General features: G+C 72.3%; 16 protein-coding genes and 1 pseudogene. 5 read left to right on the forward strand and 12 right to left on the reverse strand.

Features of this window, described 5'->3' with window-relative positions:
- Position 1: 1 nt before the first annotated feature.
- From FB558_RS06785 to FB558_RS06795, 3 genes are read right to left on the reverse strand one after another with little or no spacing between them, the layout of a single operon-like run.
- Entirely contained in the window at positions 2–952 is a 951-nt protein-coding gene (locus FB558_RS06785) for a carbohydrate ABC transporter permease (RefSeq protein ID WP_142053793.1), read from the reverse strand.
- Positions 952–1,989: an ABC transporter ATP-binding protein gene (locus FB558_RS06790; protein ID WP_142049161.1), complete on the reverse strand. Its 1,038-nt coding sequence runs from the start codon at positions 1,987–1,989 to the stop codon at positions 952–954. Before FB558_RS06790 ends, FB558_RS06785 begins: the two co-directional genes overlap by 1 nt.
- A 4-nt stretch (positions 1,990–1,993) precedes the next feature.
- Positions 1,994–3,412, reverse strand: coding sequence for an ABC transporter substrate-binding protein (locus FB558_RS06795; protein WP_246106285.1), 1,419 nt, complete (start codon positions 3,410–3,412; stop codon positions 1,994–1,996).
- Positions 3,413–3,538: 126 nt separating this feature from the next.
- Between FB558_RS06795 and FB558_RS06800 the strand changes: the two genes are divergently transcribed.
- The gene (locus tag FB558_RS06800; protein WP_142049163.1) at positions 3,539–4,102 is read left to right on the forward strand and encodes a DinB family protein; all 564 of its coding nucleotides are present in this window, start codon (positions 3,539–3,541) and stop codon (positions 4,100–4,102) included.
- A 172-nt stretch (positions 4,103–4,274) separates the two neighbouring features.
- Here the strand turns inward: FB558_RS06800 and FB558_RS45650 are convergent.
- The 6 genes and pseudogenes from FB558_RS45650 to FB558_RS06830 form a co-directional block, all read right to left on the reverse strand.
- Positions 4,275–5,030, reverse strand: a pseudogene (locus FB558_RS45650) (SDR family NAD(P)-dependent oxidoreductase); the annotation flags it as partial.
- Positions 5,027–6,355 (reverse strand): MFS transporter, encoded by a 1,329-nt coding sequence (locus FB558_RS06810; RefSeq protein ID WP_142049164.1) that lies wholly within the window; start codon positions 6,353–6,355, stop codon positions 5,027–5,029. The gene FB558_RS06810 and the pseudogene FB558_RS45650, both read right to left, overlap by 4 nt.
- 38 nt (positions 6,356–6,393) lie before the next feature.
- Positions 6,394–7,128 (reverse strand): isocitrate lyase/phosphoenolpyruvate mutase family protein, encoded by a 735-nt coding sequence (locus tag FB558_RS06815; protein WP_142049167.1) that lies wholly within the window; start codon positions 7,126–7,128, stop codon positions 6,394–6,396.
- A 61-nt stretch (positions 7,129–7,189) separates the two neighbouring features.
- Positions 7,190–7,573: a DUF3870 domain-containing protein gene (locus FB558_RS06820; protein WP_142049170.1), complete on the reverse strand. Its 384-nt coding sequence runs from the start codon at positions 7,571–7,573 to the stop codon at positions 7,190–7,192.
- Positions 7,570–8,037: a cupin domain-containing protein gene (locus FB558_RS06825; protein ID WP_142049172.1), complete on the reverse strand. Its 468-nt coding sequence runs from the start codon at positions 8,035–8,037 to the stop codon at positions 7,570–7,572. Before FB558_RS06825 ends, FB558_RS06820 begins: the two co-directional genes overlap by 4 nt.
- A 268-nt stretch (positions 8,038–8,305) precedes the next feature.
- Entirely contained in the window at positions 8,306–9,487 is a 1,182-nt protein-coding gene (locus tag FB558_RS06830) for an MFS transporter (protein WP_142049175.1), read from the reverse strand.
- 88 nt (positions 9,488–9,575) lie between these two features.
- On the opposite strand from FB558_RS06830, the gene FB558_RS06835 reads away from it, so the two are divergent.
- On the forward strand, positions 9,576–10,157 hold the full coding sequence (locus FB558_RS06835) for a TetR/AcrR family transcriptional regulator (RefSeq protein ID WP_142049178.1): 582 nt from the start codon (positions 9,576–9,578) through the stop codon (positions 10,155–10,157).
- Between the two features lie 66 nt (positions 10,158–10,223).
- Here the strand turns inward: FB558_RS06835 and FB558_RS06840 are convergent, their stop codons facing one another.
- Positions 10,224–11,210: a thiamine-phosphate kinase gene (locus FB558_RS06840; protein ID WP_142049181.1), complete on the reverse strand. Its 987-nt coding sequence runs from the start codon at positions 11,208–11,210 to the stop codon at positions 10,224–10,226.
- Positions 11,211–11,280: 70 nt separating this feature from the next.
- Here FB558_RS06840 and FB558_RS06845 point away from each other — a divergent pair, with 70 nt between their 5' ends.
- From FB558_RS06845 to FB558_RS06855, 3 genes are read left to right on the forward strand one after another with little or no spacing between them, the layout of a single operon-like run.
- Positions 11,281–11,517 (forward strand): Lrp/AsnC ligand binding domain-containing protein, encoded by a 237-nt coding sequence (locus FB558_RS06845; protein WP_142049184.1) that lies wholly within the window; start codon positions 11,281–11,283, stop codon positions 11,515–11,517.
- A gap of 6 nt (positions 11,518–11,523) precedes the next feature.
- Positions 11,524–12,081: a DUF3515 domain-containing protein gene (locus tag FB558_RS06850; protein ID WP_246106286.1), complete on the forward strand. Its 558-nt coding sequence runs from the start codon at positions 11,524–11,526 to the stop codon at positions 12,079–12,081.
- A 19-nt stretch (positions 12,082–12,100) separates the two neighbouring features.
- Positions 12,101–12,766 carry a metal-dependent transcriptional regulator gene (locus FB558_RS06855; protein WP_142049187.1) on the forward strand — a complete coding sequence of 222 codons (666 nt, stop codon included), beginning with the start codon at positions 12,101–12,103 and terminating at the stop codon, positions 12,764–12,766.
- Between the two features lie 99 nt (positions 12,767–12,865).
- Here the strand turns inward: FB558_RS06855 and FB558_RS06860 are convergent, their stop codons facing one another.
- Complete coding sequence (locus tag FB558_RS06860; RefSeq protein WP_142049190.1) at positions 12,866–14,494, reverse strand: hypothetical protein; 1,629 nt, start codon at positions 14,492–14,494, stop codon at positions 12,866–12,868.
- A 456-nt stretch (positions 14,495–14,950) separates the two neighbouring features.
- A complete protein-coding gene (locus tag FB558_RS06865) occupies positions 14,951–16,060 on the reverse strand; it encodes a D-alanine--D-alanine ligase family protein (RefSeq protein ID WP_142049195.1) in 1,110 nt (369 codons plus the stop codon).
- Between the last annotated feature and the right edge of the window lie 356 nt (positions 16,061–16,416).

The following is a 16,416-nucleotide window of genomic DNA, read 5'->3' on the forward strand; positions in this document are numbered from 1 at the left end:
CTCAGCTGACCTCCATGCGCCGGACCGCACGCAGGATCGCGATCGCCGCCGCGAGCAGCAGCGGGAACAGGAACAGCGCGATCGCCGCGCCCTGCGCCACGTCGCTGCCCTCGATGCCGCGGAAGAACGCCCAGCTGGCGAGCACCTGGGTCTCGTTGGTCGGGCCGCCGCGGGTGAGCACGTAGACGACGGTCATGTCGGTGAACGTGAAGATCGCGCCGAACAACGCCGAGATCGCGATGACGGGGGCGGTCAGCGGGATCGTCACCTCGAACATCCGCCGCCAGTAGCCCGCGCCGTCGACGGCGGCCTGCTCCTGCACGTCCTTCGGGATCGACAGCAGCCCCGCCATCATGATCACCGCGGCCAGCGGCACCAGCCGCCAGACGTGCACGGCGATCACCGAGGCCATCGCCAGCGTCGGCTGCCCGAGCCAGAACATGTTCGACTGGATCAACCCGGCCTGGCGCAACACCCAGTCGATCGGCGAGAACACCGAGTCGAGCAGCCACAGCCAGGTGATCGTCGAGAGCGCCACCGGTGTGGTCCAGGGCAGCAGCACGCAGAACCGGACGATCCAGCGGCCGCGGAAATCGGCGATGAGGATGTTGGCCAGCACCTTGCCGAAGATCACGATGAACAGCATCGACACGGCCGTGAACAGGAACGTGTTGCGCAGCGAGCGCCAGAACACCGGGTCGGCGAAGACCCGCTCGAAGTTCTGCAGGCCCACCCAGTCGAAGCTCGGGTCGCCGCCGGTGACGTCGGAGAAGCTGAACGCGACCGCCAGCACGAACGGCACGCCCACCAGCGCGAGGATGTAGAGCACCGCCGGGGTCAGCAGCAGCCAGGACAGCACGTCGTCGCGGTCGGCGAGGCCACGCCGCCGCAGCTCGACGGGCCGCTCGCGGGTCCGCGGGGCGGCCTCGGCGGGAGGAGCCGACCGTGCCATCACGCGCCCAGCCGGACCGGCTCGGTGCGCAGACCGCTCCCGGCGTCGAAGAAGCGCAGCCGGGCGCCCGGCACCGCGAAGTCGTGCCGCTCGCCGACCGCGATGGGCGTCTCGACGGTGGCGGGCAGCCGGGCGATCACCCGGCACGGGCCGTCCCCGAGGTCGACCGTGCCGTACACGTGCCGGTCCCCGGACAGGTACTCCATCCGCTGCACCTCCAGCGTGGCCGTCACCCGCTCCCCGGCCACGTTCTCGACGGGCAGCAGGTGCTCGGGCCGGAACCCGACGAGCACGTCACCGTGCGGCACGAGGTTCATCGGCGGCGACCCGATGAAGGTGGCGACGAACGTGTCGGCGGGGTCGTCGTAGATCTCGACGGGCGCGCCGATCTGGCGCACCCGCCCGGCGGACAGCACGGCGATCCGGTCGCCGAGGCCCATCGCCTCGCTCTGGTCGTGGGTCACGTAGATCGTGGTGGCGCCGATGTCCTGCTGGAACCGCTTCAGCTCGTCGCGTGCGCTCGTGCGCAGCTTGGCGTCCAGGTTCGACAGCGGCTCGTCGAGCAGGAACACCGTGGGATCGCGCACCAGCGCCCGGGCCAGCGCCACCCGCTGCCGCTCACCGCCGGAGAGCTGGCGCGGCTTGCGGGCGAGCAGGTGCCCGATGCCCAGCATCTCGGCCGCCGTGCGCGCCTTCTCCTCCCGCTCGCGGGGCGGCACCCCCTCGGCGCGCAGCGGGAAGACGATGTTGGCCTGCACGGTCTTGTGCGGGTAGAGCGCGTAGCTCTGGAAGACCATCGCGATGCGCCGGGCCCGCGGCGGCAGCCCGGTGACCACCTGCCCGCCGATCAGCACGTCGCCGCTGGTGGGCTCCTCGAGCCCGGCGATGGTGCGCAGCAGCGTGGTCTTGCCGCAGCCCGACGGGCCGAGCAGGACCAGGTACTCCCCCTCCCCGGTGGCCAGGTCGACCCCGTCGATCGCGTGCACGCGACCCGAGTCGAACGACTTGCGCAGCTCCTTGACCTCTACGGTGCTCAAGGGCTCAGCTCCCGCCCGTGCCGATCAAGCCGCGCGCACGCCAGTTGTCGAAGATCGGGATGATCTGCGCCTCGGCGTCGGCGACGGCCTGCTGCGGGCTCACCTCGCCGCGCGCGGCGCGGGCGAACATGTTGGGGATGACGAACGTGGCGAACACCTCGCCCTCGGCCGTGTTGGCCGTGCCCGGGTAGCCGATGTTGGTGCTCCACTCGACCGCGTCCTCGAGCAGGGAGAGCTTGTCCGGGGGCTGCGCCCCGAACGGGTCCGCGCCGAGCCACTTCCCGAGGTCGGGGACGACGTCGGTGTAGGCCGGGAAGTCGTAGAGCTTGGAGTTCCACGCCACGACGTCGAGGTTGGCCGTGTAGTGGAGCAGGAACTCCTTGGCCGCGTCCGGGTTCGCGGCGAAGTTCGGGACGATCCAGTTGTACATGACGTGGCTGGCCGCGCGGGCGTCCGCGGGGCCGCGCAGCGCGGGCGAGAAGAAGATGTCGGCCGCCACCTCGGGGTCGGTCTCCTGGGAGGTCCGCCATGCCGAGAGCGAGTTGAGGATGTAGGACAGCTGGCCCGCGGCCAGCCCCTGGTTGTTCGACGCGGCGTTCCACGAGAACACCTCGGGCGTCATCGCGTCCCGGTAGAGCCTGCTCATGAACTCCACCGCGGCGACCGCCTCCGGCGAGTTGATGACGACCTGCTCGGACTCGTCCTGGATCGAGGCGCCGAACGACCACAGCAGGGCCCGGCCCGCCATGTTCGAGTCGATCTCCTGGGACATCCCGATGCCCAGCTGCACGCCCTGGCTGTTCTTGATCTCGGTGCCGCCGCGGAGCAGCTCGTCCCAGGTGGTGGGGCCCTCGGGCAGGCCGACCGGCGTCCACAGGGTCTTGCGGTAGTCGCCGGGGTCGGGCACCCACGCGGGCGCGTACCCGAAGTACTTGCCGGTGGTGGGGTTGAACGAGGACTTCCGGCAGAGCTCCAGCATCTCGCCGTGCCGGTTGTTCGCCTCGGTGACGACGTCGGTCAGGTCGAGCACGCTCGGCTCGTACTGCGGCACCGGCGCGATGTGCAGGATCAGGTCGTGGCCCTGGTTCGCCTGGATCTCGGCCTGCGTGCGGGCGGGCAGCTCGGCGTAGTTGATGTGGTCGACCGTGACCTGGAGGCCGACGCGGCTGCCCCACTCCTGCACCCACGGGTCGAACCACGTGTCGTGCGCGGGCACGAAGTGGCTCCACATCAGGATCGACAGCGCGCCGGACAGCGGCGCCGACGGCTCGGTGAACGTGCCCGTGGGCGCGGGCTGGGTCGGCTCCGGTGCGGCACCGCCGATCCCGTCGTCGGATGCACACGCCGCGAGCGTGCCTCCGAGCGCCGCCAACCCGGTGGCCTGCAGGAACCGCCGCCGGTCGAACTCCGAGCGCATGTGCATGACGTATCTCCCGAGGCATCGTCGACTCGATCGGCTGAGACTATGACCGGTGGGCGACGACCGGGAGTGGGTAGGACGAGATCGTTACCCCAGCCGTTGTCGGTGCCCTGCCCTACCGTCCACGCCATGGGCATCGACTGGACGACACAGCTCGTCGAGCAGTTGGAGTGGCACTGGCAGGGCCACCTCCGCCCGAAGCTGCACGGGCTCACCGACGACGAGTACTTCTGGGAACCCGCGCCCGGGAGCTGGAACGTGCGGCCACGGGGCACCTCGCCCGCTCCGGTGCAGGCCGGCAGCGGCGGGTTCACGATCGATTTCGCCTTCCCGGAGCCCGACCCGCCGCCGGTCACCACGATCGCGTGGCGGATCGGGCACGTCGTCGTCGGCGTCTTCGGAGCGCGAGCCGGCTCACACTTCGGCGGCCCGGCCATGGACTACCAGAGCCACGTCTACGCCGGCACCGCCGAGGAGGCCCTGCGCCAGCTCGACGAGACCTACGACGCCTGGATCAGCGGGGTGCGCGGGCTGGACGACGCGGCGCTCGCCCGACCGGTCGGGCCGGCCGAGGGCCCGTGGGCGGAGCACCCGATGGCCACACTGGTGCTGCACATCCACCGGGAGGCCATCCACCACGGCGCGGAGATCCTGCTGCTGCGCGACCTGTACCGGTCGCGGGGCGCGGGCTGAGGTCGGGAAGGCCGCGGACGGCTACCGCGTACCCTCGCGCGGATCCGACGCGCGCGCGCCTGCGCCGCCCCACGGGCCCGCTCCAGCCCACGGGGTCGTCCACGTCGGCCGGGTCCCAGGCCCCTGCTCCCCCGGATGCCCGCACCGTGCTCACCGCGGCGGCTCCACCATCGACGGAGAGGACTGCGCCGTTGACGTAGCTCGCGGCGTCGCCGAGCAGGTACGCCACGGCATCCGCTACCTCCTCCGGGGTCCCGGTGCGGCGCTGCGGCACGGTGCCGCCTCGGCGGCGCATGTCCTGGGCGGCAGCGGGAGCGGACGCGAGCCCGGTGGGCACCAGACCGGGGGCGACCGCGTTGACACGCACCCCCCTCGGCCCGCCGTACACGGCAGCACCGCGAACCGCACCCAGCAGACCGTGCTTCGAGATCTGGTAGGGCAGCAGGTCGTGACTCCCCCGCAGTCCCGCGATCGACGAGGTGATGACGATCGCGCCGCCGCAGCCCTGGCGGCGGTACTGGCGGAAGGCCGCGCGCAACCCGAGGAACGGGCCCCGCAGGTTGACCGCCATCACCCGGTCGAAGTCCGCCACCTCGAGGTCGGGCGGGGCGGCGGTGCTCCCGCCGATACCGGCGTTGAGGTGGTGCAGGTGCACGGCGCCGAACTGCTCGACCGCCGCCTCGAGGTACCTGTCGACGTCCTCCTCCCGGGAGACGTCAGCGGTGACGGCGATCGCGCGGCCCGGGAGGTCGGCGGCCGTGCCTCGGGCGGCGTCCTCGTCGACGTCGACGACCACCACGTCCGCCCCGGAGGCGGAGAGCAGGCGGGCGGTCGCCGCGCCGATCCCGCTCCCCGCTCCGGTGATCACGGCGACCCGGCCGTCGAAGGATGTGTCCGGCACGTGCGTTCCTCTCGTGGATCCGTTCATGCGGGGTCGAGCACCACGGGGGACGGCGCGGTCGGCGCCGGGCGGCGTTGCCAGAGGGCGAAGACCACCGCGAGGACGGCGGCTCCCGTGATGCTCGCGCTGAGCACGAACACCGCCGCCGTGAAGAAGTTCCCGGTGGCCTCGCGGATGATCCCGGTGACCTGCGGGCCGATGTATCCACCGATGTTGCCGAGCCCGTTGATCGCTCCGATACCGCCGGCGAGCGCCGCCCCGGTGAGGAAGCTCGACGGGATGGCGAGCTGGATCGGGATGCACGTGTACAGGCCGATCCCGGCGACGCAGAAGCCGATCATCGCGATCAGCGGCGTGCTCATCGAGAAGCCCGCGATCAGGAAACCGAGCCCGGCGGTGGCAGCGGCCGCGGCGTAGTGCAGCACCCGCTCCCCCGTGCGGTCGGAGTGCCGCGACCACCAAAGCATCGGTCCGACGGCGAGCAGCGGCGGAAGCGCTGCGAGCCACCCGATGGTGTTCGTGCCGAAGCCGAACTGCTGGAGCATCTGCGGGATGAAGAACTGGAAACCGAAGAGGCTGAACGCGAAGAGGATGTACATGACGACGAGGAACGCGACGCGCGGGTTGAGGACCCCGCGCAGGAACGGGTGGGCGGCGTTCCCGCCGAGGTCGGCGGCGTCGGCCTCCAGGCGCGTGATCAACCACCGCTTCTCGTCGGGGTCCAGGAAGGTCGCCTCGCTCGGCCCGTTGCGGATGACCTTGTAGAAGACGAAGCCGAGTACGACCGCGGGAAGGCCGGTGATCAGGAACATCCACCGCCAGCCGGGCAGGCCGAGCAGGCCGTCCGTGCTCGTCATGATCATGGCCGACAGCGGTGTCCCGAAGCCCGACATCAGCACCGCGACCGCCATCAGCGAGATCGCCCCGGCCCGCTTGGACGCCGGGAACCATAGCCCGATCAGCACGATCATCGCGGGTGCGAAGCCGGCTTCCGCAGCGCCGAGCAGCAGCCGCAGCAGGATCAGGCTGACCTCCCCCTGCGCGGCAGCGGTCAGCATCGTCACCAGTCCCCAGCTGATGATGATGCGGGTGACCCACACCTGCACGCCGACCCGGGAGACCACGTAGTTGCTCGGGACCTCGAGCAGCGAGTAGGTCCAGAAGAACACGCCTGCGACCAGCCCGAAGACCGCCGGGCTGATGCCGAGGTCCTCGTTCATCGTCAGCGCGGCGACGGACACGTTGAGGCGGTCCAGGTACAGCGCGAAGTAGCAGCACCACAGCAGGGGGATGAACTTCCACATGATCTTGCGGAGGGTCCTGCTCTCGATGTCGGGTGGCGTCGTCATCATCGAGTCGCCTTCCTCGTCGGCGGGGTCGGCCCCCGGCGTCAGCGCGCGGTCAGCACGCGGGTGATGTGGTCGGTGGAGGTCGGGACGGAGACGCCGGTCACGAGCACGGCGGCGACTCCGTCGGGGAGGAGGGACGGCGGGGGCAGGTCACCGGCCCGCCGGGCGTGCAATGCGAGACGGCCCCCTGCCGCGCCGGCGAGCTCCGCGAACGTCGCGAGTTGCTCGGCCTCGCTCTCCGCGCGGAGCACGGGAGTGAGCAGCGCGATCGTGAGCTCGGCGCCGGCCTCGCGGTACTGCCGCATCCGGCGGAAGGTGTCCGGCCGGTCGTGCGCGATGCCGTCGGTGCGGGCGAGGAACACCAGGTCGCAGCAACGTCGCGCCTCGGTGATGTCGGCGGCGAACCCGCCGGCGGGGCGCAGGTCCTCGCCGGCGGCGGAGTCGCCGACGACCACTCCCGCCGCGCCGGCTGCGGCGAGCTCGCCGCAAAGCGCCACCGTGTTACCGAACCCGTCCTCACCGTCGACGATCACCGGCAGCGGCGACGCGGCACACACCAGCTCGACGTAGCGCAGGTAGGTCCGCGCTCCCCACCGCGGCACGTCGGGCGTGTCGAAGAGCGCCCGCCCGACGGCGCTGCCGGCGAGGAATACCGCGGCGGCACCGGCCTCCGCGGCGAGACGCGCGCTCAGCGGGTCGTGACAGCCCGGCACCACGACCGGAACGCGGTCCTGCAACGCGTTCCGGAGCAGCGTGGGCGCAGGGCGGATCAGCATCCGGGGTTCTCCCTCGACACGGTGGGTCCCCGCCGCACGGGGAACGGCGGGTGCGCGCGGGTCAGCGGGCGCGGTGGGACGCGTAACGCCGCCAGGCGTCGGCGATCGCCTGCTTCAGCGAGCCCGCAGCATTGCTCAGGTAGCTCTCGTCGATCTCGGCGAGTACGCCCGAGATGTCGGCGGAGAAGTCGACGCCCAGCAACAGCTCGTTCACCCAGGCTCGGTGCATCGCGCTGACCGCGGTCGAATCAGCCTCCACGACCGTGCCGGTCGCGGGGTCGATGCGCAGGCTGACCGCAAGCAGGTCGGTGGCACCGTGTGCGCCGGACGTGCGCGGCACCTTGGCGTACCCGACGACGATCAGGCTGACGCGGGGCCGCATCGTGGCAGCATCGCACCAGCGGCGGGGGACCTCCAGCTCCGAGGCGACAGCCACCGCGGTCATCGCGCCTGCTCCTCGGCGATGCGCGGGTCGAAGTCCGAGTCCTCGGGCAGGAACCGGTTCATCGGAGTCCCCGCCGGGTCGGGCTCCTCGCGCTCGCCGAACAGGCCCACGGCGAACGCGGCGACGGTGGGGTCGTGCTGCATCCCCGGCGCGTGGACCTCCACGAGGGTGCAGGGGGCGTCGGACTTGTTCCACGCCCAGTGCACCGCACCCGCAGGCACCCGGAGGAAGTCACCCACCCGCATGTGGAACGCGCGGTCCTCGATGAAGACCCACACCTCACCCGCCTGCAGCCAGTTCAGCTGCTCGCACTCGTGCGTATGGGGCGTCGAGTGGTAGCCGGGCGGCCGCGTCGCGATCATCAGGGACGACTCGTTGCCGTACACGGCCGTGGTCGTGAAGGTCATGACCCCGACCCGGGCGGTGTCCTCGGGGACGTCCGTGGCGGACACGTGCAGAGACATTGGGGTGCTCCCTCGGCACTGCAGACCGGCGGCGCAACGGTGCGACACCTGCCAAGGGAGTGGGCCCGACCCTGGTGCCGGTGACGGGGCGGAATGCCCGGTCGCGCCGACATCGTCGAGGTCCGCTGTTGGTCAGGTCACCGTATGACCCGCGCACGCGCCGCACAAGCCCACGGTTCATCAACGGCCGGCGAGGTGGTCCCAGCCCCCCGACCCGCCGTCGTAGGCCCACCCGGGATAGCCGCCACTTCGGTCACCGCCACTTCGATCACCGCCCTCGACGGCCGCCGAACCGTACGACGAGCGCAGCGAGCAGGAACAGCGCCGCGGCCAGCCACAGGACACCGGTGAGCGCGGTGCGGTCGACGACGAGCCCGCCCACGAGGGCACCGAGCCCGATGGCGAGGTTGAACACCGCCACCCACAGCGCGGTGGCCGCCTCCACCGCGCGGGGCGCCGCCGCGACCATCCAGCTCTGCAGGCTCACCGAGACACCGCCGTAGGCCAGCCCCCACAGCAGCAGGAGCGCGGTGCCGCCGGCGGCGCCGGTGCCGAGCAGCGGGTACAGCGCGAGCACGAGGGTGAGCGCAACGGCGATCCCCAGCACGGTCCGGCGCAGCCGACGGGCCACCGCGGCACCCGCCACGAAGTTGCCGACGATCCCCGCGGCGCCGAAGCCGAGCAGCAGCGGCCCGACGAGCGCCGCCGGCACGCCGGCGCGGTCCTGCAGCACCGGGCTCACGAACGTGTAGGCGGCGAAGTGGCCCGTGACCACGAGGAGCGTCACGAGGATCCCGGTCGCGACGGCGGGCTCGCGCAACTGCGCGAGGAGCACGCCCGGCCGCACCGGGCTCGTGGCCACCAGCTTCGGCAGCAGCGCGAACAGCGCCACCAGCACCACGGCGGCGAGCGCGCCGAGCGCCCCGAAGGCGATCCGCCAGCCCGCGAACCCGCCGAGCAGCGTGCCGATCGGGACGCCGAGCACGTTGGCCGCCGCGACGCCACCGAAGATCACCGCGGTGGCCCGCGGGACGTCCGGACCGGGCACGAGCCGGGTCGCCAGCCCGCCGGCCACGGCCCAGAACCCGCCGATCGCGATGCCGACCAGGACCCGCGACGCCAGCAGCGCCGCGTAGCTCGGCGCGAGCGCCGACACCACGTTGGCCAGCGTCATGAGGGCCATCAGCACACCGAGCAACACGCGCCGGTCCAGGCGCCCGACCAGTACCGGCACCAGCAGCGCCGACACCGCCGCAACGATCCCGGGCACCGTGACCATCAATCCCGCCACGCCGTCGCTCACGCGCAGGCCCGCACCGATCGGCGTCAGCAGACCGACCGGCAACTGCTCGGCGGTGACCAGCAGGAAGGTCCCCACCGCCACCGCCACCACCGCGGCCCACCGCCGCACGCCGGCCCGTTCGGCCTGGGCCACCGTCGCCCGTTCCATTCCCGCCTCCATTTGGGATCGATCGTTCCCATACGGCCGGGGACCCTAATACGGGAACGATCGCTCCACAACTGGTACCCTCGGCGGCGTGCCACGGCCCCGGGAGTTCGACGAGCAGGACGTGGTGGCGCGCGCCACCGACCTGTTCTGGCGGCGCGGCTACCACGCCACCTCGACGCGTGATCTCGGCGACGAGCTCGGGCTGTCGCCGAGCAGCCTCTACCGCACCTTCGGCGACAAGCACGCGCTCTTCCTGCGCGCGCTCGACCACTACCGCGCCACCGAGTCCGCCGAGGCGCGCGAGCACCTGCTGTGCCGCGGGCCGGCGCCGCAGGTGCTCCGCGACTGGCTGATCCGGATGGTCGGCCTGCCCGAGGACCGAACCGCGGCCCGCGGCTGCTTCGTCGTCAACACGGCCACGGAGCTCGGTGCCGACGACCCGGACGTCGACCTGCGCACCCAGGCGGCGTTCGACGTCACCCGCGGGGCGCTGCGGGAGGTGCTGCACCGCGGGTGCCGTGAGGGTGCGCTGCGTGCCGGCCTCGACGCCGCCGCCACGGCCGAGATCCTGTTCACCCTCGTGCTCGGGCTGCGCGTGCGGGCCAGAGCGGGCCACGACCCCGCTGAGCTCGCCGAGGTCGTCGACACGACGGTCCGCTCGCTGCAGTGATCGGCGGTTCGGTGCGCTCAGTGCTGCAGGCGCGACAGCAGCCGCACTGAACCGGCGATCACGGGCTCAGCGGGTGAAGTGTTCCCAACCGCTCGGCCCGCCGTCGTAGGCCCGCCCGTCCACCATGACCTCCGGTTCCCCCTCGGACACCGTGCCGATCGCGGTCCAGCCGTCCGGGAGCGCGCCGGGGAAGGTCGCGGCGAGGGCGTGATCCTCGCCGCCGGTGAGCAGCCAGTGCAGGGGGTCCACGCCGAGCGCCGCGCCCACGTCGACGAGCCGGGAGGGCACCTCGAACGCGGCGCTGCGCACGTCGATGCGCACCCCGGAGGCCCGCGCGACGTGGCCGAGGTCGGCGAGCAGGCCGTCGGAGACGTCGATCATCGCCGTTGCGCCCCCGTCGGCCGCCTGCGGGCCCGCCCCGTAGGGCGGCTCGGGCACCCGGTGCGCGGACACCACTGCCACCGGTGAGCGGAAGCCACGCGCCAGCACGGCCCACCCCGCGGCCGCCCATCCGACGCGGCCGGCGATCGCCACGCGGTCGCCGGGGCGGGCGCCGGCGCGCGTCACCGCGTCCCGCCCCTCCAGCGAGCCGAGCGCGGTGACCGACAGCACCAGCGTGCCCGAGGACGCCACGTCGCCGCCGACGACGCCCGCCCCCACCGATCGCGCCTCCGCCCAGAGGCCGTCGGTCAGCCCGGTGAGCGTCTCGACCGGGGTGTCGGGCGGGCAGGCGAGCCCGACGAGCAGTGCCGTGGGCACCGCACCCATCGCGGCGATGTCGGCGAGGTTGGCCGCCGCCGCCTTGCGCCCGACCTGCTCGGGGTTCGACCAGTCCAGGCGGAAGTGCACGCCGGCGACGAGCACGTCCGTGCTCGCCACCACGCGGCCGTCCGGCGCGGCCACGACCGCGGCGTCGTCACCCGGCCCGAGCAGCGTGGCGGGCGTCGGCGCGCGCTCGGCGGTGAGCCGGTCGATCAGACCGAACTCGCCGATACCGGCGAGTGTGTTCTCCGCCTCCGCCGCGCCGGTCGGGGGCGGTTGCGATGTGGGCACGGGCGCCTCCTCCGGTACGTTCGGCTTCCGACTCTCCTACGCCCAACGATCGAACTGGAAGGGGCTCGCCGTGGTGCAGGCTTACATCCTGGTGCAGACGGAGGTCGGCAAGGCCGCCGCCGTCGCCGCCGAGATCTCCAAGATCACCGGCGTCGTCTCCGCCGAGGACGTCACCGGGCCCTACGACGTCATCGTGCGCGCCGAGTCCGACGACGTCGACCTCCTCGGGCAGCTCGTCGTCGCGCAGGTGCAGGGCGTCAGCGGCATCACGCGCACGCTGACCTGCCCGGTGGTGCACCTCTCCTGACCTCCCGTGCGCACCCGGGTCTCCCTGCCGGTGGCGATCGCGATCGCGCTGCCGCTGCTGCTCGCCGTCACGGTGGCCGCGATCGCCGTCGCCGCGCGGGTGCAGGGCGTCGGCGCGCCGCCGCCGCCCGACACCGGGCCGCTCGCGGTCGCCCCCGTCGACTCCCCCGCCGCGGGCGGACCGGAGTGCCAGAGCCTGCTGGCCGCTCTCCCCGCTGAGCTGGACGGCCCGGACGGCCCCATGCCGCCCCGCCCGATCGCCGAGGCCGAGCAACTGCCGGGTGTGCGGGCCTGGGCGGCGGCGCCGCGGCCGGTCGTGCTGCGCTGCGGGCTGCCCCGCCCGGTCGAGCTCACACCGACCTCGGCCCTGCTGGAGGTCAACGGGGTGCGCTGGCTGCAGATCGACGACGGCCTCCCCGAGCCGGTGCAGGTCAGCTACATCGCCGTGGACCGGCCGGTGTACGTGGCGCTGACCACCCCCGTCGACGCAGGCAGCGGGCCGCTGCAGCAGGTTTCCGAGGTGGTGCGCGCCACCCTGCCCGCCACCGCTGTGGCCGTGCGCTGAGCGGCATACGATTTCTGCCATGGTGACCATGTCCCGGGCGACCGAGGACTACCTCAAGGCGATCTACCACCTCGCCCATCGGGGCGAGCCGGTCACCACCGGCCAGCTCGCCACCGAGCTCGGGGTGTCGGCCCCGTCGGTCTCGGCGATGGTGAAGCGCCTGGAGGACGGGAGCCTGCTGGTCCGCCCGGACAGCCGCTCGCTGGAGCTCACCGCGTCCGGGGAGCGGGCCGCGCTGCGCGTCGTCCGGCGCCACCGGCTGCTGGAGACGTTCCTCGCCCGGATGCTCGACGTCCCCTGGGACGAGGTGCACGCCGAGGCGGAGCTGCTGGAACACGCGCTGTCCGAGCGGCTCGAGGAGCGCATCGACGCCGCGCTGGGCCACCCGACCCACGACCCGCACGGCGACCCGATCCCGCCCCGCGACGGCCCGCACGAGGAGGGCTGGGGCGAGTCGCTCGACGCGGCGCCAACCGGCGGCCGCTTCCACGTGGACCGGGTGTCCGACCGCGACAGCGCCGCCCTGCGCTACCTCGGCGAGCTGGGCATCTACCCCGGCGTCGTGATCGTGGTCGAGGAGCAGGCGCCGTTCGGCGGGCCACGCTGGGTCCGGGTGGGCGAGCACCGGCACGCGCTGGGGCCGGCCCTCACCCGCCTGGTGCACGGGCACGCCGAGCTGCGCTAGCTAGCCGAGCGGATCCTGTCGCACCACATGTTCCCTCGCTAGCGATCCTTGGTCGCTAGCGATCCTTGGTCGCTAGGAGTTCGGCACTTGTCCAGAGTTTCAGGCAGTCGTGGTCGGTAGCCGGGCCGCTGCCAGCCGGGCGTCGATTTGTGTGTCGATGGTGCGTAGCGCGGCCTTGAGCGGTGGTGGTGCGTGTGGCGCGTCGGTGGTGGCGAGCAGCGGTCGCAGGACCCGGTTGTGGACCTTGCTGTAGAAGATCGCGAAGGCGAGGCCGTCCGGGGTGAGCCGGTAGAGGTTGCGGCCGGGGAGGCGTTCGATCAGTCCGTTGCGGCGCAGGCGGGTCAGGTCGTAGCTGGCCCGGCTGATGCTGTAGTTCGTGTGGTTGGGCTCGACGAGCAGTCCGGTCATCAAGGCGCGCAGGCTCTTGTTGGTGATGCCGGTGACGGCGAGCAGGGTGTGGCAGAGCGCGCCGGCCAGGGCCTGGACCCGAGGGTCGCCGAACCGCAGGGCCGGGGCCCTCCGCCCCTCCCGGGTGCGGGTGGGGTGCGCGATCCGCTCAAAGGCTGGACTCGCAAGGACGCAGCCCTGACCGACCCGTTCAGTATCGAGCAGGCGGCGGTTGGCCGCACGGGCCCTGGCTTGTAGCTCGGGCAGGTGGTGCAGGCGGCGCAGGCAGCCCAGGTCGGCAGTGTCGTTGACGACGGTTTCGATGCGCAGCGCGCGACCGTCTTTCAGATACTGCTTGATCCGGGAGTGTTTGTAGGCGGCGTTCACCGTGACTTGGGTGCCTTGGGTGACCAGCCAGGTGGAGAACCGTTGCTGCCCGGACGGTCGGCCGCGCCGGGTCGGCCACCGGGAGAAGATCAGCTCGACCTGTTCCGGGCGGCCGATGTCAAGGTTGTCGGTGACCAGCGCTTCGAAGAACGATCGCGCGTGGCGGGGCTGGGTGAACACGATCGTGCGGGAGACCTCGACCTGGCGCATCGACAGCTCCCACCAGTAGCCGGCGGCCCGATCGGCCTCGGTGAGCGGCAACGGCAGCACCGCCAGCCAGCGCTCGACGAACGCTTCGATGGTGGCCGGGCCCAACCGGTCGCAGATGGCCTGCAGCCGGGCCGGGTCGTCGGTGGCGGCGAACCCGTTGGACAGCTCGCGGTAGCCGATGCCGGCGTGGGTGGCCTGGCGTTTGGCCCACTCGTGGCCGTTGATCCAGACCTTGGCGGGGTAGGGGAAGTAGGAGCAGACCTTGATGAACCCCGGCCCGAACTCGTCATCCCAGAGGTAGAAGTAGTAGCAGCTGACCCGCCTCTTGGCCTTGGTGAAGGAGAACCAGACCGCGTTGCCCTGGCCCTTCTTGCTGGGCGAGAACACCTGGGCGAACTCCTGGGCGATCCCGATCGCGGCCACCCCTGACCGCCCGGTGGCGGCCTGTCGGGCCAGGTAGCGGCCCATCCTGTCGATCTTGCGGTCGGTTTTCGCGAACCGCACCACCGGGATGTGCTCGTCGGCAGCGAACCGGTCCACCGCGGCGCGGAACGCAGTGCCGATCTTGTCGAAGATCGCCGGCGACGGGATCGGATACCCCAGATGCGCGGTCAGGAAGGACACGACCTGCCCGCCGACCTGTAGGTTCGGCACGTAGGCGTTGAGGTAGATCCGGTCCAGACACTCCAGATCGAGTCCGACATGCCCGTCCAGGACGTCGTTGACCGTTACCGGCGTGGCCATACCGGCAGCCTGGCCCCATCCCGGCGCGCTGGCCAGCGGCCAGCCACGCGGCGAAGCCGCGATCGCTTACCCGGACAGCCTCGGACCGCTCCCCAGCCCGCACTCAACCGAAACGGACCCAACCACGGCGACCACCCACCTTGGCGGTCCGAGGCTGGCCTCACTAGTGTCCCCCGCCGGAAGTTCGCTGGGTAAGTCGGTGGATCCAGGTTCGCGCTGCGTGGGGCTGGGCCGCCGAATTATTCGGCGGGCTTCCGGTGGGGGACACTAGGGCTGAACCGCGTTCACCACGTTCTCCCAGGTGCCGAGGACGACGATCGCCTCGGAGCCGCCTCGATCGGCGCCGACGAGAGACCGTGAGGCCCGGCTGTGGACGATCTCGGCCCACAGGATGACGAGCGCGCTCGCGACCGCCCCCAGACCGCTGCGCGGACGCGTGATGGTGACCGCACCGCCTCAGCGCAGGCCGGTACCGCGGGCGAGCGCCGTCTCGACCAGCGTGGTCAGCAGCGTCGCGAAGTCGACGCCGGTGACCGCCCACGCCCGCGGGTACATCGAGATCGGGGTGAAGCCGGGCATCGTGTTGACCTCGTTGACCGTGAGCTCCCCGTCGGGTCCGACGAAGAAGTCGACGCGCGCGAGGCCCTGCCCGTCGACGGCGCGGAAGGCGTCCACCGCCATGGCGCGCAGCCGCTCGGCCACGTCGTCGTCGAGCTTGGCGGGGATGTCGAACTCGCAGACGTCGTCGAGGTACTTGGCCTCGAAGTCGTAGAAGTCCGGCGTGGCGCCGCCTGCCGTGGTGCCGACGATCCGGATCTCCGCGGGCACGCTGGCGCGCACGCTGCCGTCGGGGAGCTCGAGCACGGCGCACTCGACCTCGCGTCCGACCACGGCCGCCTCCACGAGCACCTTCGGGTCGTGCTCGCGGGCCAGCGCGATCGCGTCGTCCAGGTCGGCCCAGTCGGTGATGCGCGTGATCCCCACCGACGAGCCGGCCCGGGCCGGCTTGACGAACGCCGGCAGGCCGAGCCGGTCGCGCTGCGCGGGCGTGACCGTCGCCGTGCCGGGGCGCAGGACCACCAGCTCGCCGACCGGGAGGCCCTCGGCCGCCAGCAGCTTCTTGGTGAACTCCTTGTCCATCGACACCGCGCTCGCGAGCACGCCCGCGCCCACGTAGGGCACGCCGGCCATCTCCAGGAGCCCCTGGATCGTGCCGTCCTCGCCGAACGGGCCGTGCAGCACCGGGAACACGACGTCGACGCCCGAGAACACCTCGCCGGCCCGGTCCGCGTCGAGGACGACGAGCCCACCGCGCGTGGGGTCCCCGGGCAGGGCCAGCGCGGTGCCGCTCGCGTCGACCGACGGCAGTGCCCGGTCGGAGATCACGAGCTCGCGGGGGTCGGAGGTGCCCAGCACCCAGGCCCCGTCGCGGGTGATGCCGACCGGCACGACCTCGAAGCGCTCCGGATCGAGGTGCGACAGCACGGCTCCGGCGGAGACGCAGGAGATGGCGTGCTCGCTGCTCCGGCCCCCGAACACGACAGCGACCCGCACCTTCTGCGTCATGGCATCGGAGGGTAGGCGCTGCCGGCGCGGCGGACCGACCCGGGCACGGCGTGTCGGCCGAGCCGGACCGGCTCAGGGCGACGGCCGTGGACGTCCACCGGGTCGCGCAGCGGCCGGCCCGCGACCACCGGCGCACCCGCCGCAGCTCCTTCCACGACGAGCCCGTCCCCGCCGGGTGCCACTCATCCGGCTGTGGTCCCGTTCAAGAACCCCTCCGACACAGCCGTGATCAGCGAACCGGGGACCTCAGCCGCAGCCATGCAGCACATGTCGCGTTTCCGCCGATCAAGAGCGCCTGGACGGCCCCGGACCGCCCCGCGCCGCATCGACACCATGTGTCTGCGATCGCGACCGGA

The organism is Pseudonocardia kunmingensis (assembly GCF_006716445.1).
GTDB classification, from domain to species: domain Bacteria; phylum Actinomycetota; class Actinomycetes; order Mycobacteriales; family Pseudonocardiaceae; genus Pseudonocardia; species Pseudonocardia kunmingensis.

What these genes read in the sequence shown, in the direction of transcription:
- FB558_RS06800 (WP_142049163.1), top strand. Translation starts at nt 3,539, where the DNA reads ATGGGCATCGACTGGACGACACAGCTCGTCGAGCAGTTGGAGTGGCAC.
- FB558_RS06815 (WP_142049167.1), bottom strand. Translation starts at nt 7,128, where the DNA reads ATGCTGATCCGCCCTGCGCCCACGCTGCTCCGGAACGCGTTGCAGGAC.
- FB558_RS06810 (WP_142049164.1), bottom strand. Translation starts at nt 6,355, where the DNA reads ATGATGACGACGCCACCCGACATCGAGAGCAGGACCCTCCGCAAGATC.
- FB558_RS06825 (WP_142049172.1), bottom strand. Translation starts at nt 8,037, where the DNA reads ATGTCTCTGCACGTGTCCGCCACGGACGTCCCCGAGGACACCGCCCGG.
- FB558_RS06860 (WP_142049190.1), bottom strand. Translation starts at nt 14,494, where the DNA reads ATGGCCACGCCGGTAACGGTCAACGACGTCCTGGACGGGCATGTCGGA.
- FB558_RS06795 (WP_246106285.1), bottom strand. Translation starts at nt 3,412, where the DNA reads ATGCACATGCGCTCGGAGTTCGACCGGCGGCGGTTCCTGCAGGCCACC.
- FB558_RS06820 (WP_142049170.1), bottom strand. Translation starts at nt 7,573, where the DNA reads ATGACCGCGGTGGCTGTCGCCTCGGAGCTGGAGGTCCCCCGCCGCTGG.
- FB558_RS06865 (WP_142049195.1), bottom strand. Translation starts at nt 16,060, where the DNA reads ATGACGCAGAAGGTGCGGGTCGCTGTCGTGTTCGGGGGCCGGAGCAGC.
- FB558_RS06830 (WP_142049175.1), bottom strand. Translation starts at nt 9,487, where the DNA reads ATGGAACGGGCGACGGTGGCCCAGGCCGAACGGGCCGGCGTGCGGCGG.
- FB558_RS06785 (WP_142053793.1), bottom strand. Translation starts at nt 952, where the DNA reads ATGGCACGGTCGGCTCCTCCCGCCGAGGCCGCCCCGCGGACCCGCGAG.
- FB558_RS06855 (WP_142049187.1), top strand. Translation starts at nt 12,101, where the DNA reads ATGGTGACCATGTCCCGGGCGACCGAGGACTACCTCAAGGCGATCTAC.